At 62.9% G+C, this 25,674-nt stretch carries 25 protein-coding genes; 17 read left to right on the plus strand and 8 right to left on the minus strand.

Going from position 1 to position 25,674, the window contains the following annotated elements; all coding sequences use genetic code 11:
• Positions 1-11: 11 nt before the first annotated feature.
• The 6 genes from MHM88_RS15880 to MHM88_RS15905 form a co-directional block, all read right to left on the minus strand.
• Positions 12-1,307: a biotin/lipoyl-containing protein gene (locus MHM88_RS15880; RefSeq protein WP_239367404.1), complete on the minus strand. Its 1,296-nt coding sequence runs from the start codon at positions 1,305-1,307 to the stop codon at positions 12-14.
• Complete coding sequence (locus tag MHM88_RS15885; RefSeq protein ID WP_239367406.1) at positions 1,297-2,292, minus strand: alpha-ketoacid dehydrogenase subunit beta; 996 nt, start codon at positions 2,290-2,292, stop codon at positions 1,297-1,299. The genes MHM88_RS15880 and MHM88_RS15885 overlap by 11 nt, the downstream gene beginning before the upstream one ends.
• 10 nt (positions 2,293-2,302) lie before the next feature.
• Positions 2,303-3,304 carry a thiamine pyrophosphate-dependent dehydrogenase E1 component subunit alpha gene (locus MHM88_RS15890; protein WP_239367408.1) on the minus strand — a complete coding sequence of 334 codons (1,002 nt, stop codon included), beginning with the start codon at positions 3,302-3,304 and terminating at the stop codon, positions 2,303-2,305.
• 59 nt (positions 3,305-3,363) lie between these two features.
• Entirely contained in the window at positions 3,364-4,662 is a 1,299-nt protein-coding gene (locus MHM88_RS15895) for a Xaa-Pro peptidase family protein (RefSeq protein WP_005619409.1), read from the minus strand.
• A gap of 63 nt (positions 4,663-4,725) precedes the next feature.
• Complete coding sequence (locus tag MHM88_RS15900; RefSeq protein ID WP_239367410.1) at positions 4,726-5,535, minus strand: SDR family NAD(P)-dependent oxidoreductase; 810 nt, start codon at positions 5,533-5,535, stop codon at positions 4,726-4,728.
• A 20-nt stretch (positions 5,536-5,555) separates the two neighbouring features.
• Positions 5,556-7,301 (minus strand): ABC transporter substrate-binding protein, encoded by a 1,746-nt coding sequence (locus MHM88_RS15905; RefSeq protein ID WP_239367413.1) that lies wholly within the window; start codon positions 7,299-7,301, stop codon positions 5,556-5,558.
• 305 nt (positions 7,302-7,606) lie between these two features.
• Here MHM88_RS15905 and MHM88_RS15910 point away from each other — a divergent pair, with 305 nt between their 5' ends.
• The 11 genes from MHM88_RS15910 to MHM88_RS15960 all read left to right on the plus strand — a co-directional run bounded on the left by MHM88_RS15910 (position 7,607) and on the right by MHM88_RS15960 (position 18,175).
• Positions 7,607-8,554 (plus strand): sugar ABC transporter substrate-binding protein, encoded by a 948-nt coding sequence (locus tag MHM88_RS15910; RefSeq protein WP_110365551.1) that lies wholly within the window; start codon positions 7,607-7,609, stop codon positions 8,552-8,554.
• A gap of 83 nt (positions 8,555-8,637) precedes the next feature.
• Positions 8,638-9,426 (plus strand): SDR family NAD(P)-dependent oxidoreductase, encoded by a 789-nt coding sequence (locus MHM88_RS15915; protein ID WP_005625633.1) that lies wholly within the window; start codon positions 8,638-8,640, stop codon positions 9,424-9,426.
• Positions 9,427-9,495: 69 nt separating this feature from the next.
• Positions 9,496-10,470, plus strand: a complete 975-nt coding sequence (locus MHM88_RS15920) for an ABC transporter permease (protein ID WP_239367415.1) — start codon at positions 9,496-9,498, stop codon at positions 10,468-10,470.
• A gap of 14 nt (positions 10,471-10,484) precedes the next feature.
• Positions 10,485-11,486 carry an ABC transporter permease gene (locus MHM88_RS15925; protein ID WP_005625641.1) on the plus strand — a complete coding sequence of 334 codons (1,002 nt, stop codon included), beginning with the start codon at positions 10,485-10,487 and terminating at the stop codon, positions 11,484-11,486.
• Positions 11,483-12,988 (plus strand): sugar ABC transporter ATP-binding protein, encoded by a 1,506-nt coding sequence (locus tag MHM88_RS15930; protein WP_239367417.1) that lies wholly within the window; start codon positions 11,483-11,485, stop codon positions 12,986-12,988. Before MHM88_RS15925 ends, MHM88_RS15930 begins: the two co-directional genes overlap by 4 nt.
• Positions 12,989-13,316: 328 nt before the next feature.
• Positions 13,317-13,712: a VOC family protein gene (locus tag MHM88_RS15935; RefSeq protein ID WP_239367419.1), complete on the plus strand. Its 396-nt coding sequence runs from the start codon at positions 13,317-13,319 to the stop codon at positions 13,710-13,712.
• Positions 13,705-14,376 carry an SDR family oxidoreductase gene (locus tag MHM88_RS15940; protein ID WP_239367421.1) on the plus strand — a complete coding sequence of 224 codons (672 nt, stop codon included), beginning with the start codon at positions 13,705-13,707 and terminating at the stop codon, positions 14,374-14,376. The genes MHM88_RS15935 and MHM88_RS15940 overlap by 8 nt, the downstream gene beginning before the upstream one ends.
• Positions 14,377-14,390: 14 nt before the next feature.
• Complete coding sequence (locus tag MHM88_RS15945) at positions 14,391-15,569, plus strand: MFS transporter (RefSeq protein ID WP_239367423.1); 1,179 nt, start codon at positions 14,391-14,393, stop codon at positions 15,567-15,569.
• A gap of 47 nt (positions 15,570-15,616) precedes the next feature.
• Positions 15,617-16,723: an alkene reductase gene (locus MHM88_RS15950; protein ID WP_239367425.1), complete on the plus strand. Its 1,107-nt coding sequence runs from the start codon at positions 15,617-15,619 to the stop codon at positions 16,721-16,723.
• 137 nt (positions 16,724-16,860) lie between these two features.
• Positions 16,861-17,358: a RidA family protein gene (locus tag MHM88_RS15955; RefSeq protein WP_239367427.1), complete on the plus strand. Its 498-nt coding sequence runs from the start codon at positions 16,861-16,863 to the stop codon at positions 17,356-17,358.
• Positions 17,359-17,374: 16 nt separating this feature from the next.
• Complete coding sequence (locus tag MHM88_RS15960; RefSeq protein WP_239367429.1) at positions 17,375-18,175, plus strand: glycine betaine ABC transporter substrate-binding protein; 801 nt, start codon at positions 17,375-17,377, stop codon at positions 18,173-18,175.
• A gap of 12 nt (positions 18,176-18,187) precedes the next feature.
• On the opposite strand, the gene MHM88_RS15965 is transcribed toward MHM88_RS15960, so the two are convergent.
• Positions 18,188-19,078: a LysR family transcriptional regulator gene (locus MHM88_RS15965; protein WP_239367431.1), complete on the minus strand. Its 891-nt coding sequence runs from the start codon at positions 19,076-19,078 to the stop codon at positions 18,188-18,190.
• A gap of 106 nt (positions 19,079-19,184) precedes the next feature.
• Positions 19,185-19,559 carry a cupin domain-containing protein gene (locus MHM88_RS15970; protein WP_239367433.1) on the minus strand — a complete coding sequence of 125 codons (375 nt, stop codon included), beginning with the start codon at positions 19,557-19,559 and terminating at the stop codon, positions 19,185-19,187.
• Positions 19,560-19,696: 137 nt separating this feature from the next.
• Here MHM88_RS15970 and MHM88_RS15975 point away from each other — a divergent pair, with 137 nt between their 5' ends.
• The 6 genes from MHM88_RS15975 (at position 19,697) to MHM88_RS16000 (ending at position 25,665) form a co-directional block, all read left to right on the plus strand.
• Positions 19,697-20,779: a TRAP transporter substrate-binding protein gene (locus MHM88_RS15975; RefSeq protein WP_239367435.1), complete on the plus strand. Its 1,083-nt coding sequence runs from the start codon at positions 19,697-19,699 to the stop codon at positions 20,777-20,779.
• A 106-nt stretch (positions 20,780-20,885) separates the two neighbouring features.
• The gene (locus MHM88_RS15980; RefSeq protein ID WP_239367437.1) at positions 20,886-21,455 is read left to right on the plus strand and encodes a TRAP transporter small permease subunit; all 570 of its coding nucleotides are present in this window, start codon (positions 20,886-20,888) and stop codon (positions 21,453-21,455) included.
• Positions 21,448-22,998 (plus strand): TRAP transporter large permease subunit, encoded by a 1,551-nt coding sequence (locus tag MHM88_RS15985; RefSeq protein ID WP_239367439.1) that lies wholly within the window; start codon positions 21,448-21,450, stop codon positions 22,996-22,998. The genes MHM88_RS15980 and MHM88_RS15985 overlap by 8 nt, the downstream gene beginning before the upstream one ends.
• 85 nt (positions 22,999-23,083) lie before the next feature.
• On the plus strand, positions 23,084-23,752 hold the full coding sequence (locus MHM88_RS15990; RefSeq protein WP_239367441.1) for a TetR/AcrR family transcriptional regulator: 669 nt from the start codon (positions 23,084-23,086) through the stop codon (positions 23,750-23,752).
• A 155-nt stretch (positions 23,753-23,907) separates the two neighbouring features.
• Positions 23,908-25,053 (plus strand): dTDP-4-amino-4,6-dideoxygalactose transaminase, encoded by a 1,146-nt coding sequence (rffA, locus tag MHM88_RS15995; RefSeq protein WP_239367443.1) that lies wholly within the window; start codon positions 23,908-23,910, stop codon positions 25,051-25,053.
• Between the two features lie 3 nt (positions 25,054-25,056).
• The gene (locus tag MHM88_RS16000; protein ID WP_239367445.1) at positions 25,057-25,665 is read left to right on the plus strand and encodes a DapH/DapD/GlmU-related protein; all 609 of its coding nucleotides are present in this window, start codon (positions 25,057-25,059) and stop codon (positions 25,663-25,665) included.
• Positions 25,666-25,674 lie beyond the last annotated feature (9 nt).

A 25,674-nucleotide genomic window follows, 5' to 3' on the forward strand; every position in this document is an offset into this window, starting at 1 on the left:
GTCTCCATGGCTCAGAGCAGGTGGCGGACGGGCTGTTCCATCCGCGCTGCAAAATTGGAAAGAAGGGTGATGGCCTCGCGCGCCGAGAGGCTGCGGGCGGCGCATTCCAGCGTCACCACCAGCCCGGCCCCTTCCGCACAGAGCGTCAGCGTCGGGCAGTCCTCGGGTCCGAGGTCGACGCCGCTGATCCGGCTCAGGCGCAGATCCCGCAAGCAGAGATCCGGGGGGCTGTCGGGATCGGCCTCGGTGACATCACCCAAGGGCCCTAGTGGCACCTGATAGACGCGCTGAGTGTTTAGGGTTTCCACCGCGACAATGGCCGCACGTCCAAGGCTTGCACCACCAAAGCCGGCAAGCAACGCCGTCGCGTCGCCGAGGCCCGCAGCCTCTTGCGCCCAGGCGGCAAACTCAGAGAACCCCTCCTGCGCCAGAGCCGCCGTCAGACGGCGCGCGCTGGCGGCGGCAGGTTCGGGTGCCTTGGTGGGCAGGGTGCGCAGGATCTCAAGATCCGCGACGTGATAGGGTTGCGGATGGCCGGCCTCTGCCAGGCGCGCAAAATCAAGGCCCTGCTCCAGCGCCAGACGCCGGGCCTTGGGTGAGGCCAGAATGCGCCCATCAGTGGCGGGCTCCGGTTGCGCGGGCGCCGAGGTTGGCGCTTCAGTTGCGGTTGCAGCGGCTTTGGCCTCTGGCTCTGCCGGTTGGGCCGCCGCGGCGGACGCCGGAGCGTTGCCGATGGCGCTGCGGCTCAGTTGCACGGGGGCGTGTGGCTTTTCTTTGGAGATCACCGCGATCACCTCCCCCACCGGGGCCTCTTCGCGCGCCTCGGCCAACAGAGCCGCGACAAATCCGTTTGTATCGGCCTCGACCTCGACGGTGGATTTGTCGGTTTCCACCTCAAAGAGCACATCACCAGAGGCGACCGCATCGCCGGGGGCCTTGTGCCAGGCGACGATCAAGCCGGAGTCCTGGGTCATGCCAAGCGCGGGCATGATGACGCCGTGGCCATCGGGGATTTCGTGTGCCGGGGCGGCGGCGTCCCCATCGGAGCGCGAGGGCGCAGTGGCCTCGGCAGAGGTGCTGATCATCGCGATCACCTCGCCCACGGGCACATCGGCGCCCGCCTCGTGACGCACCTGCCCCAGAACCCCATTGGCCTGTGCCTCGACTTCCATCGTGGCCTTGTCGGTCTCTACCTCAAAGAGCACGTCGCCAGCGGCGACCTCGTCGCCCGGGCTTTTGTGCCAGGCGACGATCTGGCCGCTGTCCTGCGCCATGCCGAGCGCGGGCATGATCACCTCATGCGGCATGGATCATCTCCCCCGACATCAGCTTGCGCGCCTTCTCGACCACGGCCTCCGGCGTGGGCACGGTCAGATCCTCGAGCGCAGGCGTGAAGGGCACCGGCACATCCATCGCCCCCATGCGCAGCACCGGCGCGTCCAGATGATAAAAGGCCTTCTCGTTGATCCGCCCGGCAATTTCGCCGGTGACGCCATAGCTCTGATGGCCCTCGTCGACGACGATCACCCGCGAGGTTTTCTTGGCGGATTTGATCAGCGTGTTCTCATCAAGCGGCACAATGGTGCGCGGGTCGATGACCTCGGCGCTGATGCCCTCCTTGGCGAGGATCTCGGCGGCGGCCTCGCAGACCTGCACCATGGATGACGTGCCGATCAGGGTGATGTCGGTCCCCTCGCGCAGGATATTGGCCTCGCCAAAGGGGATCAGATATTCCTCCTCGGGCACCGGGGCCTTGTCGTTGTACATCAGCTTGTCTTCGAAGATCACAACCGGGTTGTTGTCGCGGATCGCGGTCTTCATCAGCCCTTTTGCCTCATAGGCGGAAGAGGGCATCGCCACCTTCAGCCCCGGAATATGCGCCACCAGCGCGTGCAGCGATTGCGAGTGCTGCGCCGCCGAGCGCCGGGTTGCGCCAAGGTTGGTGCGCAGGACCAAAGGCGCGCTCATCTTGCCGCCGGACATGTAATGGGTCTTGGCAGCCTGATTGCAGAGCTGATCCATGATCAGATAGATGAAATCGCCAAACATCAGGTCCACAACGGGCCGGGTGCCGGTCATCGCTGCGCCCACGGCAAGCCCCATAAAACCGGGTTCTGCGATGGGGGTGTCGACCACGCGATCGGTGCCGAACTCCTCGACCAGACCGCTCAGCACCTTAAAGGGTGTGCCCGCCTCGGCCACGTCCTCGCCAATGATGAACACGGTCTCATCGCGGCGCATTTCCTCGGCCAGCGCCTCGTTGACCGCTTGGGATAGGGTAATCTCTCGCATGTCGCTCTCCTCAGGCCAGCGCGTGTTTGACATCGGTGAAGACGTGCATGTCGACCTCGGACTCGTCGGGGTATCTGGCCTCCAGCGCGTAAGTCACCGCCTCTTCGGCATCCCTGCGCACCGCGTCATTGAGGGCCTCGATCTCGTCTTCGGTGGCGATGCCCTGCTCCACCAGCCAGCCGCGGAAACGGGTGATCGGATCGCGGTTTTCCTTCCAATCCTTCTCTTCTTCCTTGGAGCGGTAATATTCGCGGTTGATGTCGCCGACGTGGTGGCCGTGATAGCGATAGGTCATCAGCTCCATGAAAAACGGCCCCTCGCCTTTGCGGGCGCGGGCCACCAGCTGTTCAGTCAGCTCATTCACGGCAAGCACATCCTGGCCATCCACCTGATGCGCCTCGATGCCAAAGGCCTCGGCGCGGGCGGTGATGGAGCCAGCCGCGATTTCATCGGTGCGGGTGTATTCCGAGTATCCGTTGTTTTCGCAGGCATAAATCACCGGCAAATTCCACAGCGCGGCCATGTTCATGACCTCATACATCAGCCCCTGCGCGGTGGCACCATCGCCAAAGAAACAGACCGTCACATCGTCCTTGCCCAAGAGTTTCGCGGTAAAGGCCGAGCCTGTTGCAATACCCATGGAGCCACCGACGATGGCATTGGCGCCGAGGTTGCCGTTGGACTGATCCGCGATATGCATGCTGCCACCCTTGCCACGGCAATAGCCCTCTTCCTTGCCCAGAAGCTCGCAGAACATCTCCTTGAACTCGGCCCCCTTGGCGACGCAATGGCCGTGGCCGCGATGGGTCGAGGTGATCTTGTCGGTGATCTTCAGCGCCTCGCAGATGCCAACGGCCACGGCTTCTTCACCGGAGTACATATGCGTCAGCCCCGGCATTTTGGCCGAAAGGTACAGTTGGTTGGCGTTGTCCTCAAACGTGCGGATGCGAACCATCTGGCGATACATGCGCAGATAGTCTTCGGTGTTCGATGATGTCTTGGCGGGACTCATGGGATCTCTCTTTAGAAAAAGTGCCCGGACCCGCAGGCCCGAGCAGTCTTCGGGGGAGGTTAGTAACGGTTGGCGATCGGCAGCTCTTCGGCAGGGAACAGCGAAATCACCTCGCAACCGGTGTCTGTCACCACCACCTCTTCCTCGATCCGCGCGGCGGAGTAGCCGTCGCTGGCCGGGCAATAGGTTTCCAGCGCAAAGACCATGCCGGTCTGGATCTCCATCGGGTTATCGAGGCTGACCGCGCGCGAAATGATCGGCCGTTCGTGCAGCGCCAGACCCAGCCCGTGGCCGAATTGCAGACCAAAGGCCGACAGCTCATCCGGGAAGCCGAACTCCTCGGCCTTGGGCCAGAGCTTGGCGACCTGATCGGTGGTTACGCCCGGCTTAATCGCTTGAATTGACGCATCAATCCATTCGCGCGCCTTGACGTAGGCATCGACCTGCGCAGGCGTCGATTTGCCGATGTTGAAGGTCCGGTAATAGCAGGTCCGATAGCCCTGATAGCTTTGCAGGATGTCGAAGAACGCCTGATCGCCGGGGCGGAACATGCGGTCGGTGAAGTTATGTGGATGCGGGTTGCAGCGCTCGCCCGAAATGGCGTTGATCGCCTCCACATCGTCCGAGCCCCACTCGTAGAGGAGCTTGTTGGACATGGCGACAATCTCGTTTTCGCGCACGCCGGGTTTCAGCTCCTCGTAGATCATGTGGTAGACGCCATCGACCATGCTGGCGGCCTGCGTCAGCAGCTGGATCTCGTCCCAGTTCTTGATCTCGCGCGCCGAGAGCATGATCTGCTGGCCATCCACCACATTCAGACCGGCCTCTTTCAGGGCCTCAAACATGGCGGTTTCGGCATAATCCACGCCCACCGGCATGCCTTTCATGCCCGCATCCTCAATGAGGCCCGCGATGTCTTCGGCGTATTTCTTCATCAGGCCAAAGCTCGGCGGGATGGTGCCGCGCATGCCGACAACGCCCGCGTGGCAGTGATCCGGCACCAACCAGTCGGAGTATTTGCGATGATGCACCGCAGCAGAGCCAAAGTCCCAGACATGCGGCGCGTCATCGCCCGTGAGCAAGGCAAAGCGGCACATCTTGTCGCGCTCCCACTCGCCGATCTTGGTCGAGGTCACATAGCGGATGTTGTTGACATCAAACAGCAACAGCGAGCCTGCGCTGCTTTTCCTCAGCGCCTCGCGGGTGCGGCTCAGGCGGTAGCGGCGCAGCCGGTCGTGATCGACTCGGCGCTCAAAATCCACTTGTGTCGGGCCCCATGCGGGCAGGCGGCCTTCCCATTGCCAATTGGGCTCCAGATCCTGTGGTGTCAGGACGTTCGGGGTCAGTGCGCGAGACATAGCTCCTCCTTCGGGTATGCGCTCACACACCCGTTTATCGCGTAATTTCAGTTTGTTAGTGTGCTACTGGATGCACCAGCCGCCATCGATGTGGATCATCTGGCCGGTCATGTAGTCGCTGTCGTCCGAGACGAGGAAGGACGCGGTGCCGACGATATCCTTGGGGTAGGACACGCGTTTGATCTGCAAGGCATCGCGGGCGATATCGTCATAAGCCTGACCTTCGCGCTCCTTGAAACCGATCTCGACCAGATCCTTGTCGAGCTGCTCCCAGAGCGGCGTCACCACCACGCCCGGCGCATAGCCGTTGACGGTGATATTATGCTCCGACAGGCCAATCGCCCCGCAATGGGTCAGCGCCAGACAGCCGTATTTCGAGGTACAATAGACGGTCACATCCACCAGCGGTTTGCGCGACGCGATGCTGCCCACGTTGATGAGCTTGTAGGGGTGGTCCGCCATCGGCCCCTGCGCGATCATCTGGCGGGCGGTTTCCTGCATGCCCAGCCACATCGCCTTGGTGTTGACGTTCATGATCATGTCCCAGTTGTCCTCATCGATATCCATGAAGAACCGGGGCTTGTTGAGACCAGCGTTGAACAGGCCGACATTGATGGAGCCAAAGGCATCCACGGTGGCCTTGACGGCGGCGGCGTTGTCGTCGCGTTTGGTCACATCCATCCGAATGGCGATCGCCTTGCCGTTTCCGGCGGCGTTGATCTTGTCGGCCAGCACCTGCGCCTCACCACCGTCGAGATCACCGATGCAGACATTTGCCCCCTGCGCCGCAAAGGCTTCGGCATTGGTCGCCCCCATGCCACGGGCCGCACCCGTGATCAGAATGTTTTTACCTTTCAATCGGTTGGGGTCCATGATCTCTCCTCCTAGAGTCGCTATGTTCTTTGTGTTGCAATCAGGGCATCGGCTCGTGCCTGTGCCTGTCGCAGGGCCTCGCGCGGGGGGATGACCCCGCGCAGCATGTCGTGAAATTCCTCACCACAGATGCGGATGATCTGGCCGATTTCCGGCACCGGCGGGCGCGGCCAGAATTGCAGCTCATCGCGCCAGGACATCGCGTCGACCGCCTCGAAGATCTGCGAGGTCCGCCGCACCTCGGGGTCCGAACCCACCGAGTACCGCGGGTTGGTTCGGCTGCCGTGCTGCACAAAGAGCTTCTGCGCCTCGGGCGAGGTAAACACCATCAGCGCCTCGACAGCGGCGGGAATGCGGTCGGGCGCCAGATTGGCCGGAATGCCCATGACGTAGCCGCCCACCGGGGCAATTGGGTTGCCGCCCCCACCTGCGGGATGCGGCAGATAACCGGTCTGACCATAAGCGGGCGAGCTTTCGTCCAGCTCGAAATATGGGGCCAGCAGCGTATAGCCGTAGGCCATGGCGATATTGCCCGCCGCATAGGGGCGCACCCGCTCGTACCAGGACATCGACAAGATGTCGGGCGGCGAATATTGCAGCAGTTCCAGCAGGTATTCCGCCGCCAAAAGCCCCGCAGGCGTGTCGATGGTGGCGCGGTACGTCCGATCCGCCAGCCCGTCGGTGTCAAACCCGCCGGCGTTGGCAGGCAAGTCCAGAACCGGCTGGCCGAAATCTGCCATCGTCATCAAGGCCGTATGCCCCAGCGCCGTGCCGCGCGCCGCATTCCACGCAATGCCATAGCGGCCATGGCGCGGGTCATGCAGCGCCCGTGCGGCGTGCAACAGCGCATCGGTGGTCGCGGGGGGCTCCAGCCCCGCCTCGGCAAAGAGGTCGCGGCGATAGAACAGCAACTCCGGCGTGGTCTGCGCCGGCACCCCATAGGCCCGCCCGCCCCAATGCGCCGCCTTCCAGCCCGCCGTGTGGAAATCCGCCGTATCCAGCCGGGCCACATCCATCACCTGATCGAGCGGCATCAGCACGTCTTTGGTGGCAAACTCCCCGATCCAGGGCAGATCGACGGCGATAATGTCGTAGCGGCTGGCGGCGCGGTCCGCATTGCGCAGGGCCTCTTCGCGCAGCCGGTCGATGGAAAACGCACGCTGGCTGATTTGAACCCCGATCACCTGTTCAAACTGGCGTTTCAGGTTCTCCATCACCATAAAGGTCGGATCCCCATGCACCAGCACCCGCAGGCCGCCCGACACTTTCAACGGCTCGCTGCGCACCCGCATCGGCAGGATCGACTGCGCGGCGGAGTAGCTGCCGCCAAAGTAGTAGTCCTTGCTCTCCTGCCCGCGATGACGCCCGCCAAACCGCGCTTCGGCCATGCGCCGCACGCGGCTTGAGAGGCGTATCCACTGGTCCAGCAGCTTGTCGCTGGGATGCATCGAGAAACTCTTGCCGGATTTGGTACGCGGGCGCTGCTCGATAAGGCCCGCCTCCACCATTTCCTTCATCCGGCGGGTGGCGGTCGCATAGGGCACCCGGCTGGCCCCGATCAGCGACGTAGGCGTGATGGTCTTGGCCTCGAAATGCCCCTTGATCAGATGCATCGCCATGCGCAGATGGGCATTTGGCACGTAAACATCGAGCGTATCTTCCAGCTCATCGCTCAGCTCCTCGAGCAGCGACAACGCCCCAAGCGCCTCGGATTTCGCCTCAGGCGACACCGGGCCGGTCTGGTCATGTCTGGCGAAGGCATTCATCGGCGCGGTGGACCTTTTGCGATACAAAGGATTGCGGGGTTTCGTGATTTTATCCGGATTGGATGATGCGGAGTCGCTCACGGGCTTTCCTTTCGAAGATGTCCAAACTGACATGCACAGCGTAGCGCGAAGGTATCCATATTGGACATCAAAACATCCACAATGGATATTTTCGCTACATTTTGGATGACGCAGACTTGGCATTGTGCTCGAAGTCATCCGGTCGTCCGGGTGGTCCATTGGCGTCCGGGAGGGGCGCTCGGGACTGGAGGAAGTCTCGGGAAAAAACGGGAGGAGATCAAAATATGAATATTCGAACCATGCTTGCCGCAAGCACCGCGATCCTGCTGGCGGGTGCAGCATCCGCCGACACCATGAAGATCGGCATCACCCAGAACAACGTGGGTGTGGACAGCTATCAGACCACCTATGAGAAGGCTTTCATCGCCGCGGCCGATGCCAATGCGGATATCGAGGCCGTGGTTCTGGATGCAGGCGGCGACGTGGCCCGCCAGATTGCGCAGATGGAAGACCTGATCCAGCAAGAGGTCGATGCGATCATCATCTGGCCCACCAATGGTGAGGCCGTGATCCCCGCTGTGCGCAAGGCACAGAAAGCAGGCATTCCGGTGGTTGTCACCAATTCCAACATTGCCGAGGCGGGCTTTGACTTCATCAAGTCCTTCTCCGGCCCCGACAACATCACCCAGGGCGCGCGCTCGGCAGAGATCATGTGCGACAAGTTCAAGGACATGGGCATCGCGGATGAGGCTCAGGTGGTGCACATCACCGGCCAGCCCGGCTACACCACCGCCATTGAACGCGCCAAGGGGTTTGAGGACCGCCTGCCCGAGGTCTGCCCGAATGTGACCATCGTCGACACGCAACCGGGCGACTGGAACCGCGAGAAATCGCAGCAGGTGATGGAAGCCTTCCTTGTGAAATACGACGACATCGACGGCGTCTACGCGGGCGATGACAATATGGGTGTCGGTGCCCTCAACGCCGCCAAGGCTGCGGGCCGTGACGGCATCATCTTTGTCGGGGCCACCAACTTTGCCGTGGGCTACGAGGCCATGGCAGCGGGGGATTACTGGGGGTCCATCTATCAGTCGCCGGTGGATGATGCCGAGGCCGCGCTGCAAACCGCCGTCGACATCCTGTCGGGCAAGGACATCCCCTTCCTGAATTACTTCGACACGCCGAAGATCACGCAGGACAATATGGGCGAGTTCACCAAACCCGTCTTTTAAGGCACATCATGTGGGGCGCGTCTGCCGGGTGCAGGCGCCCCATATGGCATTTCCCAAAATCGAGATTTGGAAGGGGCACGCCTATGGGACGTGTATCGGATCGCGTCTGCCTTGTGACGGGGGCAGCGCAGGGCATAGGCCGCGCCATTTCTGAGGCGCTGCTGCGCGAGGGCGCACAGGTCTGTCTGGCCGACATCAACGGCGATAAGGTGGCCGAGGTGGCCCAGAGCTTTGCCGCGGATCATCCCGGTCGCGTCACCTCTGCCCCGGTGGATGTCACCGATCGCGCACAGGTGCAGGCGATGATCGCCCATACGGTTGCAACCTTTGGCCGGCTGGATGTGAAATTCAACAACGCGGGCGTCAACCGGCCAATGAATTTTCTGGACGTGACCGAAGAAAACTGGAACTTCATCATGGGCATCAACGGCTTGGGCTGTATGATCGGCATGCAGGAAGCTGCCCGCCAGATGATTGCCCAAGGTCAGGGCGGCAAGATCATCAACACCGCCTCGGTGGCCAGCCGTCAGGGTTTTGACAATGTCGCCCCCTATTGTGCCTCGAAATGGGCGGTGGTGTCGCTCACCCAATCGGGCGCACGGGATCTGGCGAAACATAACATTACCGTCACCGGCTTTGCGCCCGGTGTTGTGGCCACGGAAATGTGGGAGCAGGTTGATCAGGATCTGATGGAGATCGGCGCGTCCGAGCGCCCCGGAGAGGCGATGGAGACCTTCTCGGCGGATATCCTCAAGGGACGTGTGGCCACGCCCGAGGATATCACCGGAACCACCACGTTTCTGGCCTCTCGGGACAGCGACTACATGACCGGACAGATCGTCATGATCGACGGGGGCATGACCCTCGTGTGACCGGCGACAAGGCAGGAGGAGCCGATGCCCGAGACATCAAAACACGCCCAGAATCCAAGGGAGGGGATGATGGCAACACTGAGCAAAGAGCAGATCGGACGTGTCCTTGCCAAGCAAGGCATCCTGATTGCTTTCGCGGTCTTTCTGGTCGCCTTTACCATCGCCAACCCCAAATTCCTGTCCGTTGATAATGTGTTCAGCGTGGTGCGTTCCTCCGCCATTCTCGGCGTGATGGCGCTTGGCGTCACCTTTGTGGTGATCAGTGGCAATCTCGATCTGTCGGTGGGGTCGATGATGTCGTTTTCCACCATCGTGGTGCTGGATCTGCACGACACGCTTGGACCATTGCAGGCGATCCCGGCGATGTTTGCGATGACGATGGCGCTGGGGGCCTTGATCGGGTTTCTGGTGGGCTATCTGCGGCTCAATTCGCTGATCGTGACGCTGGGGATGCTCTCGGCCATTCACGGGCTGACGCTGACGTACTCGGGCGGGCAGAACATGGATATCGCCGACAAGGAAGGCACCTGGTTCGGCGTCTTTGGACAGGGCAGCGCCCTTGGCATTCCGGTGCCGATCCTGATCTTTGCGCTCTTGGCGGCCTTGCTGGGGCTGGTCCTCGGCAAGACCCCATTTGGCCGCAAAATCTATGCGGTGGGGGGCAATGGCACCGCCGCGACCTTCTCGGGCATCCGCCGCGCCCGGACGGTGTTCAGCTGCTATCTGATCTCTTCAGCCTGTGTGGCCACCGCAGGGCTCATGCAGGCGAGCCGCTCTCTGGGGTCGCAAAACACCGTGGGCCAGGGGCTGGAGCTTGAGGTGCTCGCCGCTGTGATCCTGGGCGGGGCGTCACTGATGGGGGGATCGGGGACGATCTTTAAAACCGTGATTGGCGTGCTGATCCTCGGGTTCATCCAGAACGGTCTGCTGCTGCTGGGCCTGCAATTCTACGTCCAGTTCGTGGTGACATGGGTCATCATCATCCTTGCTGTCTGGCTCGATATCGCGGCCAAGCGCGGCAAGCTCTGGTCGCCAATCGCATAAGAAGGGAGAGGCCCATGCAACCGGGTGCATTGTCCAAGGCGCTGAAAAACGGCGCAATCTGGGGCTTCATCGTGCTGGAGCTGATCTTCTTCAGCGTCGCGGGCGAGTTTCTGTCGCTCTCCGACAAGGCCTTTATGGATTTTGAGAACATGCTGCTTTTGCTGAAGCAGTCCGCCCCCATCGGGATCATTGCGATGGGCATGACCATCGTCATGGTGAACGGCAATATCGACCTCAGTGTCGGGGCCACCTTTGCGATTGCCGCAATCGTGCTGCTGGACAGTATGACGTGGCCGATCTTTGCGGGACTGGGCGACTGGGTGATCCCGGTGGCGTGGCTTCTGGCGCTGACGGTCGGCACGCTTCTGGGGGCGCTCAACGGGCTTATTGTGTGGAAAACCGGGGTTGATGCCTTCATCGTGACGCTAGGGTCGATGCTGGGCTATCGCGGCATCGTCTTTATGTTCAACGGCGAGAACCCGACCTCGCATCTGAACTGGACGCTGGTGGATTTTGCCGAGGCGCAATTTCTTGGCCTGCACACCGCCACATGGTTCCTGCTGGCGGTGACGCTGGCAATCTGGTTCCTGATGGCGCGCACCGTGCATGGGCGCAACGCCTATGCCATTGGCGACAACCGCGACGCCGCCGTGAATGCCGGTATCCGCGTTGGACCGCATATGATGGTCAACTTCGCCATCATCGGCTTTCTCGCAGCGCTCTCGGCCGTGGTGTTTTATTCCGAAAGCGGCTCGGTCAATCCCAATGACGGCCAGCTTTATGAGCTCTGGGTGATTACGGCCGTGGTCCTTGGCGGCACCAAGATCACCGGCGGCGCGGGATCGGTGATCGGCACCTTCGGCGGTGTCATCGCGATCCAGTTGCTGCGCAAGGGGCTGGGCCATATCGGTGCCGATACCTCCACCGTGAACCTGGTGATCGGCCTCATTCTCATTGCGGTGCTGTTTCTTGATCGTCAGCTCAACGTCAAAGGCAAAGAGGAACTGAAGGTATGAGTGGTCCGGTTCTGCGTCTTGAAAACATCGTCAAAACCTTCCCCGGTGTGCGGGCCTTGGACGGGGTGTCCTTTTCGGTGATGCCGGGCGAGGTGCACGCCCTCATGGGGGAAAACGGTGCGGGCAAATCCACCCTGATGAAGGTGCTCGGCGGCATTCACCAGCCCGATAGCGGCCACATCTATATGGGCGACAACAAGGCGGTGATGGCCGGCCCTCTTGAGGCCAAGGCCAAGGGCATCGTCTTTATCCATCAGGAACTGAGCCTCGCAGAAGAGCTTTCGGTGGCGGAAAACATCTACCTCGGGGAGCTGCCGCGCAAGAGCTTTGGCCGGGTGGACTGGCCCCGGCTTGCAGCAAACGCCAATGCAATCCTGAAAAAGCTGAACGTGGGCTTTGATGCCAAGACCCGTGTGGGCGATCTGTCGATTGCCAATCAGCAGATGGTCGAAATCGCCCGCGCGCTCACCGTGGACGCCAAGGCGGTGATCTTTGACGAACCCACCGCCTCGCTGACGGATGCGGAAAAGGTGGTGCTCTTTGACGTGATCGCGGATCTGCAACGCGAGGGCGTCGGGATCATCTATATTTCGCACCGCATGGAAGAGATCTTTAAGATCACCGACCGCATCACCGTGCTGCGCGACGGGCAGTATCAGGGCACAGTCGAGACCGCCGACACCAATGAGGAAGCCGTCACCCAGATGATGATCGGGCGCAAGCTGGACCTCTCTCGCAACGCCGCGCATCACGAATTGGGCGATGTGGCATTAGAGGTGCGAGGCCTCAGTTGCGGCAAGCTGTTTCACGACGTGAGCTTTGAGGTGCGCCGGGGCGAGGTTCTGGGCTTTTACGGTCTGGTGGGCGCGGGTCGCACAGAGATTGCCGAGACGCTCTTTGGCCTGCGTGACCCGTCCGCCGGGCAGATCCTGCTCGATGGGCGCGAGGTGCGGATCACCTCCCCGGTGGAGGCCATCAATATGGGCATCTCTCTGGTGCCGGAGGACCGCAAAGGTCAGGGTCTCGTACTGGGCATGAACTGTCGCGACAACATGACCCTGCCGCAGGTGGATGACCTGAAGGCCGGACCGTTTGTGGCCGAAGGCGCGGAAATCGCGATCTTTGATCAGTACCGCGACCGGCTCGACATTCGCACCCCCGGCTGGCGGCAGCAGGTGGGCAACCTGTCCGGCGGCAATCAGCAAAAGATCGTCATCGGCAAATGGCTGTCGATGCATCCCAATGTGCTGATCGTGGACGAACCCACGCGCGGTATCGACGTGGGCAGCAAATCCGAGATCCACAAACTGCTGCGCGGGCTGGCCGCACAGGGCTATGCGGTGATCGTCATCAGCTCCGAGATGCCCGAGGTGCTGCATGTCTCTGATCGGATCGTGGCGATGTATTCAGGCCGCATCATGCGCAGCTTCACCTCTGAAGAGGTCACCGAGGACAGTCTGATCCAGTCAATTTCGGGCTTGGAAGGCGGTCAGGTGGCCTGAGCGCCACGCGTTCAGGCTCCGTCAATAACGGGGGCGCTGACACGCCGCCACCGGATAACATGTCCTGATCCTGTTCATCCCGGCGCGCGCGCTGCGCTTACCCAATTCGCTCTGATCCAAAGTGTAAGTCGGGGCATGGCTGGGTGCGGCGCCGACATGACTGTGCGCCGTTTCCGCCCCGCCTGATCGCAGGTCGCTGGCACACCCGTCAGCCCGACATGGGGCTGCATCTATTTATTCAAATAACCCGAATTATAACTTCGATAGTTGGCCAATACTCTTGCTCTGCCGGATGACATAGCTTGTCCGCAACAAGGGAAACAGCCTCATGCATCTCGATCATGTGACCATCCGGACTCGAAATCTCGCTGCAACGCGGGCGTTCTTCATTGAGGTCTTCGGGCTGGAAGAACGCCCGCGCCCGCAGGCGATCCAGCGCATTCCGGGCCATTGGCTCTATGCCGGAGACGCGCCGATCGTCCATCTGATCGGATCGCGCGGCCCGAATACGGGTATCGGCCCAGAGGCGTGGGATCACGTCGCTTTCCGCCGCAACGACTATGCCCGGTTTCGCGCCAGCCTCGCGCAAAAGGGCATTCGCTACTCCACCATGGACCTGCCCGAATTGAACGAGCGCCGCCTGTTCTTCCGCGCGCCCTGCGGTCCACTCATCGAAACCGTGTTCCGCGGGAACGCATGCCTCACAGGAGAAGAAAATGACTGATCTAACAGGAACAAAGGCAATCGTGATCGGTGGCACCTCCGGGATTGGCGCGGCCGTTGCCCAGGTGCTGGCAGAGCGCGGAGCCGCGGTGACAAGCGCCAGCCGTGCCACCGGTTTGGATGTTACCGACGCGGACGCCTTGTCGCGCTGGATCGCCGGTCAGGGGCCGTTTGATCATCTGGTGTTCACCGCCGGGTCACAGGCCCCGGGTGGCGCGGTCGACGCGCTGGATCTCGAAGCGGCGCGCCGGGCCTTCGACGTCAAGTTCTGGGGCAGTATCCGCGCGGCCAAGGCGGCAGCGGCAGAGCTCAGACCTGGCGGCACCATCACCCTCACCAGCGGGTTTCTGGCGCGCCGTACGGTACCGGGTACCTTTGCCAAGACCGCCATGAATGCCGCACTGGAAGCGAGCGCCAAGATCCTGGCTCGGGAACTGGCCCCGATCCGTGTCAATGTGGTCAGCCCGGGCCTGACCGATACCGATGCCTATGCCGGAATGGAAACCGCTGCTCGCAAGCAGATGCTTGAGGGTGCTGCGGCCAAGCTGCCTGCGGGCCGCGTGGCGCGTCCGCAGGACGTGGCCGCCGGCTATCTCTTTGCCATTGAAACCGCCTCTGTCACCGGTGCCGTAATCGACATCGACGGCGGCGCCTTGATCAACTGAACCGGAGTCTTCCGATGCCAACAGAATCTAAACTGCCGTTGCAAGTCTGGATCTTGACCCTTTCCGCATTTGCCATCGGCACCGCCGAATTTGTCATCGCAGGGCTTCTGACCCAGGTGGCAGAGGATCTGGCCATCTCCGAAGGTCAGGCCGGGCAACTCATCACCGCCTATGCGCTGGCGATCGTGATCGGCGGCCCGGTGCTGACCCTTTGGTTGGCCCGGTTCGACAAGCGCAGGGTGTTGCTAGGGCTGATGGGGCTCTTCATCGCCGGCAACCTGCTGTCGGCCTATGCCGATGACTTCTCGACGCTGTTGTTCAGCCGCATCATCGCCGGGTTAACCCAAGGCCCCGTCTACGGCATCGGTGCCGTCGTCGCGACCCGGTTGGTCCCGGATCGCATGGCGGGTCGCGCCGTGGGCCAGATGTTCGCCGGGTTGACGCTGGCCAATGTTCTGGGGGTGCCAGGTGGCGCCTGGATTGGAAATAGCGTCGGCTGGAACACCACGTTCCAGGTGGTGGCCGCGCTTGGTGTGGTGGCGGCTGCGGCCATTCTCGTGGCCATTCCCCGGCAGCCGCGTGAGGTCCCGGCCTCTGTGCGCGGCCAGATCAGCGCCTTTGCAGATCGCAACCTGTTGGCAAGCCTCGCCTTCACCATCCTGGCCTGGACCGGTTTCATGGGGTTCTACGGCTATATCGCCCCGGTGGCCGAACAGGTGGCGGGATTTGCCCGCGCTGATGTGACCTGGGTTCTGGTCATCGTCGGGCTCGGGCTGGTGCTCGGAAATACGCTGGGTGGGCGCACCGCCGATGCAAACCTGCGTCTGTCCCTGATCGGCTGGCCGATCGCCATGATCGCAGCCCTGCTGGTGGTCGGTCTGCTGGCGCCGGTGCCATGGGCCTTTGTCCCGGCGGCCTTTGTGTTCGGGGTGATGAGCTTTGCCAATGTGCCGGCCATGCAGATGCGCGTCATGCGTCATGGCAGCGCCGCCCCTGAACTGGCCGCAACCGCCAATATTTCCGCCTTCAACATCGCCAACGCCCTGGGCGGCATCATCGGTGCCGCAGTTGTCGACAGCACTTTGGGTGCAGCCGCCATCCCCTATGCCGCAGCGCTGGTGCCCGTACTGGGCGTGCTGTTCATCCTCACGCAGGAGCGCAGATCCAAGCCCGGCACCGCCACAGGAGCCTGAGCGCTCGCGCGGCTCGCTCACCTCTTTATCACAACCGGAGACCCAAAATGACACTTCTGTTCGCCCCGACCCGGATCGGCCAACTGGACCTGCCCTCGCGTATCGCGCTGGCCCCGATGACACGCTGCCGCACGGACCAACCCGGCAATATTCCCAATGAGATGATGGCCGACTACTACGCCCAACGTGCCAGTGCTGGCCTGATCCTGACCGAAGCCACGCAGATTAGCCAGCAGGGCCAGGGCTATTCCTTCACCCCCGGCATCCACACGGATGCGCAAGTGGCCGGTTGGCGCAAGGTCACCGAGGCCGTTCACACGGCCGGCGGGCGAATCTTCAGCCAACTTTGGCACGTCGGCCGAATGAGCCACCAGATGTTCCATGCCGACGGGCTGCCGGTCGCGCCCTCGGCCATTGCTCCGGAGGCGACGGTTTGGGTTGTCGATGCCCAGACCGGACAGGGGGGCATGGCGGAGTGCCCGACGCCCCGCGCGTTGGACACTGAAGAGATCCCGGGCATTACCGCCGATTATGTCCAGGCCGCGCGCAATGCCCGCGACGCGGGTTTTGACGGGGTCGAGATCCACGCCGCCAATGGCTATCTGATCGATTCCTTCCTGCGCCGCAGTTCCAACAAGCGTGACGATGCCTATGGCGGCAGCGTGGAAAACCGCATCCGCTTTGCCGTCGATACGGTGGCGGCAGTGGCGGCCGAAATCGGGGCTGATCGCGTTGGCATTCGGATTTCGCCCTTCATCACCCAGCGCGGCATGGATGATCCCGAAGCACCCGAGGCCCTGCTGGCGCTGGCGTGCGCGCTTGGCCGTATCGGGATCGCCTATATCCATATCGCCGAGGCCGATTGGGACGACGCGCCGGAGACCCCGCGCGATTTCCGTCTGGCCCTGCGGGCCGCGTTCCCCGGCACCATCCTGGTGGCGGGCGGCTATGACAAGGAGCGGGCGGGGGCCATTCTGGCCGAAGGGCTTGCTGATGTGGTGGCTTTCGGGCGTCCGTTCATTGCCAACCCGGACCTGCCGCGCCGCTATGCCGAGAACCTGCCGCTGGCCGCATTCGACGGGGAGACGCTGTTTGGTGGCGACCGGCAGGGCTACACCACTTATGCCGCCTATGAGGATACCGCCCCGTCCTGATCCTGCGGACGACGACTTGCCAAGGGGGACACCGGCGCATTCTTTGGTCGGGGCAAATTCTGATTTCAGAAGCCGCCGATTGTTCCCCCTGGCTTTCCACGCAACCGTTGAGCCGACGCAAAAACGGGAGGACGCCAATGCTGCGCATCGTCGAACAGAACTTCACCCAAGACCTGACACCGGAACAGCGGCTGGAGGAGCTGGGCCTCGAGCTGCCGCCGGTGTCCGGGGCGGTCGGCGCCTATGCGCCCTGGATGCAGGTTGGCAACGTCATCTACACCTCCGGGCAATTGCCCTGGGTCGACGGGGATCTGAAATACACCGGCAAGATGGGTGCGGAGCTGACGGTGCAGGACGGGTATCAGGCCTTTCTTCTGTCGGCCCTCAATGGCCTTGCGCAACTGCAAGACGCGCTGGGATCGCTGAACCGGGTGCGGCGTATCCTGCGGGTCGAGGGCACGGCTCATACCACGCCGGACTTCACCGAACAGCCCGCTGCGCTGGATGGTGCGTCGGATCTAGTCAACGCGGTGTTCGGAGAGCGGGGCCGGCACACGCGGATGATCTACTCCGACACTGCCATGTGCCTGAATTGCGCCACGCTGGTGGTGCTCTGGGCTGAAGTCGAAATCTGAACGAGGATTCACAGACATGGCACGCGCATTGACGGTCGGCCAGATCGACCTGAGTTTTCACCAGGCAGCGGCGGCGGTGGTCTGCGCGTTGCTGAACCGTACCGGCCATCAGGTCGACCTGCGCACCGCCGCGCATGAAGACATGTTTGCCCTGCAGGCGGCGGGCGAGGTCGATCTGGTGGTCTCGGCCTGGCTGCCCGCCAGCCACGGGCGCTACATCGCCCCCTGCGAGGATCAGTTGCTGAAGCTGTCCACGCTCTACACACCCTATTGTATCTGGGGCATTTCGGACCGTGCTCCTGCGCATATCCGCTCGGTTCGGGATCTGGCGCAGGAAGATGTGGCGCGCCTCTTCAATCGGCGCATCCAGGGCATCGGACCGGGCGCCGGAATCAGCCGGTTCTCCCGCCGGATGGTGGAGGCTTACGACCTCGACGCGCATGGGTTCCACTTTCAAAACGGTACGCTGGCAGACTGTACCGCAGCGGCGCTGGCGGCAGACGAAGGCGGAGATCTGGCGGTGGTGCCGCTTTGGCATCCGCAATGGCTGCACCGGCAGTTGCGGTTGCGCCCGCTGTCGGATCCGCTGGGCCTGCTGGGCGGGCAGGATGCGGCAACGCTGGTCCTGCGGCGCGAGGCGGCGCCGCGGCTGACCCCGGAAGGCCGTGCCCTGCTCGAAACGATGCAGCTTGGCAATGACACCGTGTCACAGCTGGACTATGCGATCTGCGTCGAGGGCCACACTCCGGAGGCAGCGGCAGAGGCTTGGCTATCCGAAAACGCCGTCCAGTGGCACGATTGGATCAGGCCTATGTAGCAGGGTCGCGGTTCAGCCCGGGGTGCGAAAGGCCACCACCAGCGCATCGATCAGCGCCCGGACGCGCCGGGGCTGACTCCGCGAGGCGGGCCAGACCATTTGCAACCCCAGCGCTGGTACCTCGTATTCTCGCAGCAAGGGCACCAGTCGCCCTTCATCCAGATCCGCTTTCACATCCCATTGTGACTTGCGCACGATGCCACAGCCCTTCAGGGCCCATTGCCGGATCAGATCCCCATCGTTGGCGATGCGATTGCCTCGCACCGTGATCGCCTGGCGTTTGCCGTCGATTTCGAATGGCCAGGTTTGATCCGTATCGGCGCCAAAGCGCATCAGCAGACAATTGTGGTGTTCGAGGTCGTTCGGGTGCCGCGGCGTGCCTGCCTGACGCAGATACTCCGGTGCGGCACAGACGATCCGGGCACTGTCGGCCAGACGTTTCACGATCAGGCTGCTGTCGGCCAGATCGCCATAGCGCAGCGCCAGGTCGAGCCCCATCGCCGCCATGTCGACATATCCGTCGCTGAGATGCAGATCGACCGACACTTCGGGATGCTGCTCCAGAAAGCGGTCGATGATCGGCGCCAGCCGGTTGCGCCCCAGATCCGACGGCGCGCTGAGCCGGATCGGCCCGGCGATCCGGTCCACACCCAGACGCACGCGGGATTCCAGCTCTTCGGCTTCTGCCAGCAGGCGCTGCGCACCGGCGATCAGTTCGCGCCCTTCCTCTGTCAGGCTGATGGAGCGGGTCGTGCGGTTCAGCAGCCGGGCGCCGTAGTGGTTTTCCAGCGCTGCAAGGCGTTCGGATACCGTGGCGGGCGACAGGCCCATTTCTCGCCCGCCCGCCGCCATGCCACCCTTTTCCACGATGCGCAGGAACAGCGCGAGATTGTCGAGCAGCATGGGCTTCCGTCTCCAAGTTGGTTTGGCGGAACTGTCTCAATTCCGCCGTTGCCGCGCAAGGTCGCCGATCCGGGGCCGTCGCCTGTGCAGGCCTCGCGCAGCAGGATCAGGATTTGAACTCCACGGTCACGAAGACCAGTGGAGTGGTGCCGGTATTTTCCAGGTCGTGAACAAAGAACTCTCCCGCGCCGAGTTGGAAGTGCCGGGTATCGCCTGCCGCGTAGACCGTGTCCCGCACGCTGCCGTCATGATAGTGCGAGCGCGATTTTCCTGGGCCGGTGACGGTCCAGAAATAGGTTTCCTCATGTCGATGGAACGGCGCGCGCTCCCCGGGCTCGAGGTGCAGGTGCCAGATTCGCAGTGTCTCGGTTTCCGACACCAAATGCGACCCGACTCGGCAATTGGTCCAGTTTTCGGTGATTTCCTGCTGCAGTGTTTCGGGCCAGGCGTCGAAGCGGTCGGAGTGAGATTTATCCAGCATGATAGCCTCCAATAAGTGATCATATGAGTATTAGAATCGTCACATAGCACAATATATGCTGAAAAATAAGGATTGACCGACGTACTGATGATATTTTAATGATCGAATGATCGATAAGATCCAAGGGAGGAAACGTGATGACATCCAATCTGACTCGCCGTCGGTTTTTCAGGACGGCAACTCTGGGGACCGCCGGTGCAGCGCTGGCAGCGCCGGCGCTGGCGCAGGGCGGGACTGAGTTGAAGATGCTGACCTGCTGGCCCAAGAACTTTCCGGGCCTCGGCACCAGTGCAGAGCGATTTGCACAGCGCGTCGCCGCGGCCAGCGACGGCAAGCTGCGTATCAAGGTCTACGGCGCCGGCGAGATCGTCGCCCCTTTCGAGGTGCTCGACGCGGTCGCGGCCGGTGCGGGCGATCTGACCCATGACACCTCCTATTACTGGTTCGGCAAGGACCCGGCCTTTGTCTTTTTTGCGGTGGTGCCCTTTGGCCTGACCGCGGATGAACACTTCACCTGGCTCAAATTCGGTGGTGGTCAGGAGCTGTGGGACGAACTGGGGGCCGCGCATGGGGTGAAGCCGCTGGCGAACCTCAACACCGGCGCCCAGATGGGCGGCTGGTTCAAATCCCCGATCAACAGCGCCGCCGACCTGCAGGGACTGCGGGTGCGCTATCCCGGTCTCGGCGGCCAGATGCTGTCGCGCCTTGGGGCAACGCCGGTCAATATCCCCGGCGGGGAGTTGTTCACCGCGCTGCAATCGGGAACCATCGACGGGTTGGAGTGGATCGCACCGTGGAACGACCTCGCCTTTGGCTTTTACCGCACCGCACAGCACTATTATTACCCGGGTTTCCATGAAATGGGGCACACGCTGTCGTCCTATGTGAACGCCGATGTCTGGTCGGGGCTCAGCAGCAGCGAACAGGCGATCATGCAGTCGGCGGCGGATGCGGAATATGTCACCTCGCTGGCGGAGTACAACGCCCGCAACCTCGATGCGCTGACCACCCTTGTCGACGATCACGATGTTCAGCTGCACGAATGGCCCATCGACATCCTGGTGGAGATGAAACGCATGGCGCCCGAGGTGCTGGCCGAAAGCGCTGCCAAGAGCCCGATGGCGACCAAGGTGCACGAGAACTGGCTTGCCTTCCGCGAGACTCAGCGCCGGTGGGGCGACATCGGCGATTATGCCAACGCGCGGCTCAAACAGGGCTGAGCGCCCCCGAACAGCTGGCCCGTCCACCCATTTGTGGCCAGTTGATCCGGTCCGGTGATCCAACCTCTGTTACCGGGCCGGATCGCAATTCTCCAGGAGATGCCCCGTGCAGCGGCCCCGTTCGGGCCGGGTGGGTGGCGTCGGGAAGACGGAAATGGAAAACACCTACACACATATGAAGGGCTCCGGCCCGCTGGCCCGGGGCATTGACTTGATCGGACGGGTCAGCCGTTGGCTGGCGGTTGCCATGGTGCTGTTGCAATTCGCGGTGGTCGTGGCGCGCTACCTGTTCGATGCCGGTGCGGTGATGGCGCAGGAGGCGATCCTCTATCTCTTTGGCACCATGTTCATGCTGGCGATGGCGGATACGCTCGCCTCGGACCGGCATGTGCGGGTCGACATGATCTACCACGGGCTGTCCCCGCGGTGGCGGCGCAGGATCGATGCGGCGGGTATCCTGCTGTTCCTGCTGCCGTTGTGCCTGTTCATGCTGTGGACCTCGCAGGACTATGTGCTCAGCAGCTGGGCCGCGCGCGAAGCCTCGCGCGAGGCGGCGGGGCTGCCCGGGGTCTTTGTCTTCAAGACGGTGATCCCGGTGGCGCTGACCCTGGTGATCCTGCAAGCACTGGCGGTGCTTTTCCGCTGCTTGGGTGTCGGGGGGCGAGCTGATGGTTGACGTGCACACGCTCTATCTGATCGCGCTCTTCGCCGGGCTGCTGATCTGCCTAATGTCGGGGTTTCCGGTGGCCTTCGTACTGGGCGGGGTGTCGCTGCTGTTGGCTGGGCTTGGCGTTCTGCTGCAGCACTTCGATGCGTCCTTCCTGTCGGCGATCCCGCAGCGGATCTACGCGGCGATGACAAATGACGTGCTGCTTGCGGTGCCGTTGTTCGTGTTCATGGGGGCCATGCTGGAACGCAGCGGCATTGCCTCCGAACTGCTGGACGGGATTGGTCGTCTGTTTGGCCGACGCCGCGGCGGGCTTGGCTTTGCGATCACCCTCGTAGGGGCGCTGCTGGCGGCCTCCACCGGTATCGTCGGCGCCACGGTGACCACCATGGCGCTGTTGTCGCTGCCGGTGATGATGACCTGGGGGTACTCGCCGCGGCTGGCGGCCGGATCGATCTGCGCGGCTGGCACTTTGGGTCAGATCATCCCGCCCTCGCTGGTGCTGGTGTTGCTGGCGGACACGATTTCCTCGGCCTATCAGAAGGCGCAGCTGGCGATGGGAAATTTCTCGCCCGATACCGTGTCGATCTCCGATCTGTTTGCCGGCGCGATGGGGCCCGGCCTTTTGATGGTCGTGGTGTTCCTGCTCTATCAAATCGCCATGGCGCTGCTGAGCCCTGCAAGCAGTCCGGCCCCGCCAGAGCGCGCGGCGGAGGAAATGACCATCACGGCCCGGGTGCTGCTGGCCAGACTGGTGCCGCCGCTGGCGCTGATCCTCGGCGTACTCGGCTCCATCCTCGGCGGCGTGGCGACACCAACCGAATCCGCTTCGATCGGGGCAGCGGGGGCGGTCCTTCTGGCGGGCTTTGGTCCCAGCCATCGCCGCCACGCCAATATGGCGCTGCTGATCCTGGGGCTGACCGTGGCGGTGAAACAGGGGCTCCTGCCCGGCCTCGACCTGCCGCTCCAGACGGAACGCTACATCATCGCGGTGCCCGCATTGGTGGTTGGCGGCTATTTTGCCCTGGCCCTGGTCCGGTGCCTGCGCGCAGGCGCGCTCTCCAGCGCCGCCACCGAGACCGTGCGGCTGAGCGCAATGGTCTTTATGATCCTGATCGGGGCGGCGATGCTGTCGTTGGTGTTCCGAGGCTTTGGCGGCGACGAGGCGGTGCAGGCGCTGATCTCCGGTGTGCCCGGCGGGCCATATGCGGCCCTGGCGGTGGTGCTGGCTGTGATGTTCCTGCTCGGGTTCATCCTCGACTTCATCGAGATCATCTTTGTCATTGTGCCCACCATTGCGCCGGTGCTGCTGATGGCGGGACTGGATCCGATCTGGCTGGCGATCCTGATTTCGCTGAACCTGCAAACCTCATTTCTGACGCCGCCGTTTGGATTTGCCCTGTTCTATTTCCGCTCTGCGGCCCCGCCCGAGATCGCCACCCGCGACATCTACGCCGGGGTGCTGCCGTTCATCGGCTTGCAGGTGCTGGTTCTGATCGTCGTGGCGTTGCTGCCGGGCATTTCCACTTGGCTGCCCTATGCGCTAAGGTAAGCGCCGGAGCCCGCCCGCCGCGCCGGATCACACGCAGTGGGCGGGCCTCGCTCCGACAAGATCTCCACCAGACCGCAAGGGCTCAATGACACAAGATCCCGCCGCCCCGCCTGCCGCCAAGAAGAAACGCACGCGCCTGTCACCGCAGGACCGCGAGCATCTGATCCTGACCGGGGCCATCGAATATGTCGCCGACCACGGCTTTGCGTTTTCCACCCGGGAACTGGCGCGCCATCTCAACGTCAGTCAGAGCCTGCTTTATCGCTATTTCGCGACCAAGGAAGAGATCGTCGAGAAGATCTATGATCGGGTCTATGTCGGGCGCTGGAACCCGGAATGGGACGAGATCCTGCGCGACCGCAGCCTGCCGCTGTCCGACCGGCTGGAGCGCTACCTGGGGGATTACGCAAAGGTGGTTCTGCAAAAGGACTGGGTGCGGATCTTCCTCTTGTCCGCCTTTGACGATCCGGTGATCTCGCAGCGGTATACCGCGATGCTGCGGCGCCGGATCTTCGAGCCTTTGCTGCAAGAGCAACTCGCCCACATGGGACGGGGCGATCTGGTCCGGCCCGAGGATCATGAAATGGCGATGGAGCTGATCTGGGGGTTTCACGCCAGCATTTTCTACCTCGGGGTGCGGCAATGGGTCTACAAGGTGCCCAGCCAGGTGGAGATACAATCGCTGATCCGCTGCCGGGTGCGCAGCTTCCTGCTGGGGTTTGAGGATTTTCTGCACAACGCGGAAGCTGGCTAAATCTTATTTAACCCGCAGCTGCATCACCGGAGTGTATTATCCGTGTTGTCCGTCGAATGTCGCGGAGCACTTTGCGCGGGTGATTGGGCTGGATTCCTGCCAGTGATAATGAGAAACAGAGGCTCTGATGGCAGGTGATGCAGAAAGGCCGACGCGTGGCTGAAACCAAGATACCCTTCAACCGCCCCTCTTTTGTAGGCCGCGAACTGCATTGGGTGACCGAGGCCATCAACCGTGGCCAGCTGTCCGGCGATGGCCATTTCACCCGTCTCTGCCACCAGCAGATCGAGGCCGCCACGGGGGCCGGCGCCGCGCTGCTGACCCATTCCTGCACCGCGGCGCTGGAAATGGCGGCGCTGCTGTGTGATCTGGCGCCGGGGGATGAGGTCATCATGCCCTCCTTCACCTTTGTGTCCACCGCCAATGCAGTAGTACTGCGCGGCGCGGTGCCGGTGTTTGTCGACATCGACCCCCGCAGCCTCAATATCGACCCTGCCCGGGTCAGCGCCGCCATCACGCCCCGCACCCGCGCCATCTTTGCGGTGCATTACGCCGGATTTCCCGCCGATATGGATGCGCTGGCAGAGATTGCCCGGGCGCATGACCTGATGCTGGTGGAGGATGCGGCCCAGGCCTATGGGTCCACCTACAAGGGGCGTCAGGCGGGCACCCTGGGCGACATGGGCGCCTTCAGCTTTCACGAGACCAAGAACATCATCAGCGGCGAAGGCGGCGCGCTCACCCTGAACCGTCCGGACCTGGTCGAGCGCGCCGAGATCATCCGAGAGAAGGGCACCAACCGCTCCCGCTTCCTGCGCGGTCAGGTGGACAAATACACCTGGGTCGACCTGGGCTCCTCGTTCCTGCCGGGCGAGTTGATTGCCGCCTTCCTGCATGGTCAGCTGGAATTCCAGGACGAGATCCGCCAGCGCCGCTGCGCCCAGTTCGATCACTACATGGCTGCTTTGGCAGATCTGGAGGCCCGGGGCCAGCTGCGCCGCCCCGTGATCCCGGAGCACACCACCGGCAATGGCCACATGTTCTACCTTCTGCTGCCGGATCAGGCCCGCCGCGATGCGCTGATTGCCGCCCTCAGGGCGCGCGGTATCATTGCGCCATTCCACTATGTGCCGCTGCATTCCGCCCCCGCCGGCCAGACCTACGGGCGCACCGCCGATCCGCTGCCGGTGACTGACCGGACCTCCGCCTGCCTGCTGCGACTGCCGCTGTTCTACACGCTCGGTGACGACATCGACGCGGTGATCGCGGCGGTGCATGACTTCTTTGCAGAGGCGCGCTGACCGATGGCCTATCTGACCCAGGAAACTCTGGAAAACATGGGCTTTGCCGCGCTGGGGCGCAATGTGCGGATCAGCGACAAGGCTTCTCTATACGAGCCGGAAAAGATGTCGCTGGGCGATCACACCCGCATCGATGACTTCTGCGTGGTCTCGGGACGGGTGGTGACCGGGCGCAATGTGCATATCGCGCCGCTCTGCCTGGTCGCGGGGGGATCGCCGGGCATCACCTTCGGCGACTTCTCGGGCCTGGCCTACGGGGTCAAGGTGTTTTCGCAATCCGACGATTATTCCGGCGCGACGCTAACCAATCCGACGGTTCCCGCCGCCTACAAGGCGGAGCACAAGGCGCCGGTGTCGCTGGGACGCCACGTGATTGTTGGCGCCAATGCGGTGATTGCGCCGGGGGTCGAGCTGGGCGAAGGCGCGGCGGTCGGCGCGGGGGCGGTGGTGCTGCGGTCCTGCGCGCCCTGGACCATCCTCACCGGGGTGCCGGCGCGGCCCGGCAAGACCCGCGCATGCGATCTGCTGGCGCAGGAGCAGGCGCTGTTGCAAGCCGAAGCTGAGGCGGAACGCGCCGCCGCCAAGTTCCCGCCGTCGCCTCCCACTTCCTGACCCCTCCCT

It is taken from the genome of Epibacterium sp. MM17-32 (assembly GCF_022348205.1).
Lineage (GTDB): Bacteria > Pseudomonadota > Alphaproteobacteria > Rhodobacterales > Rhodobacteraceae > Epibacterium.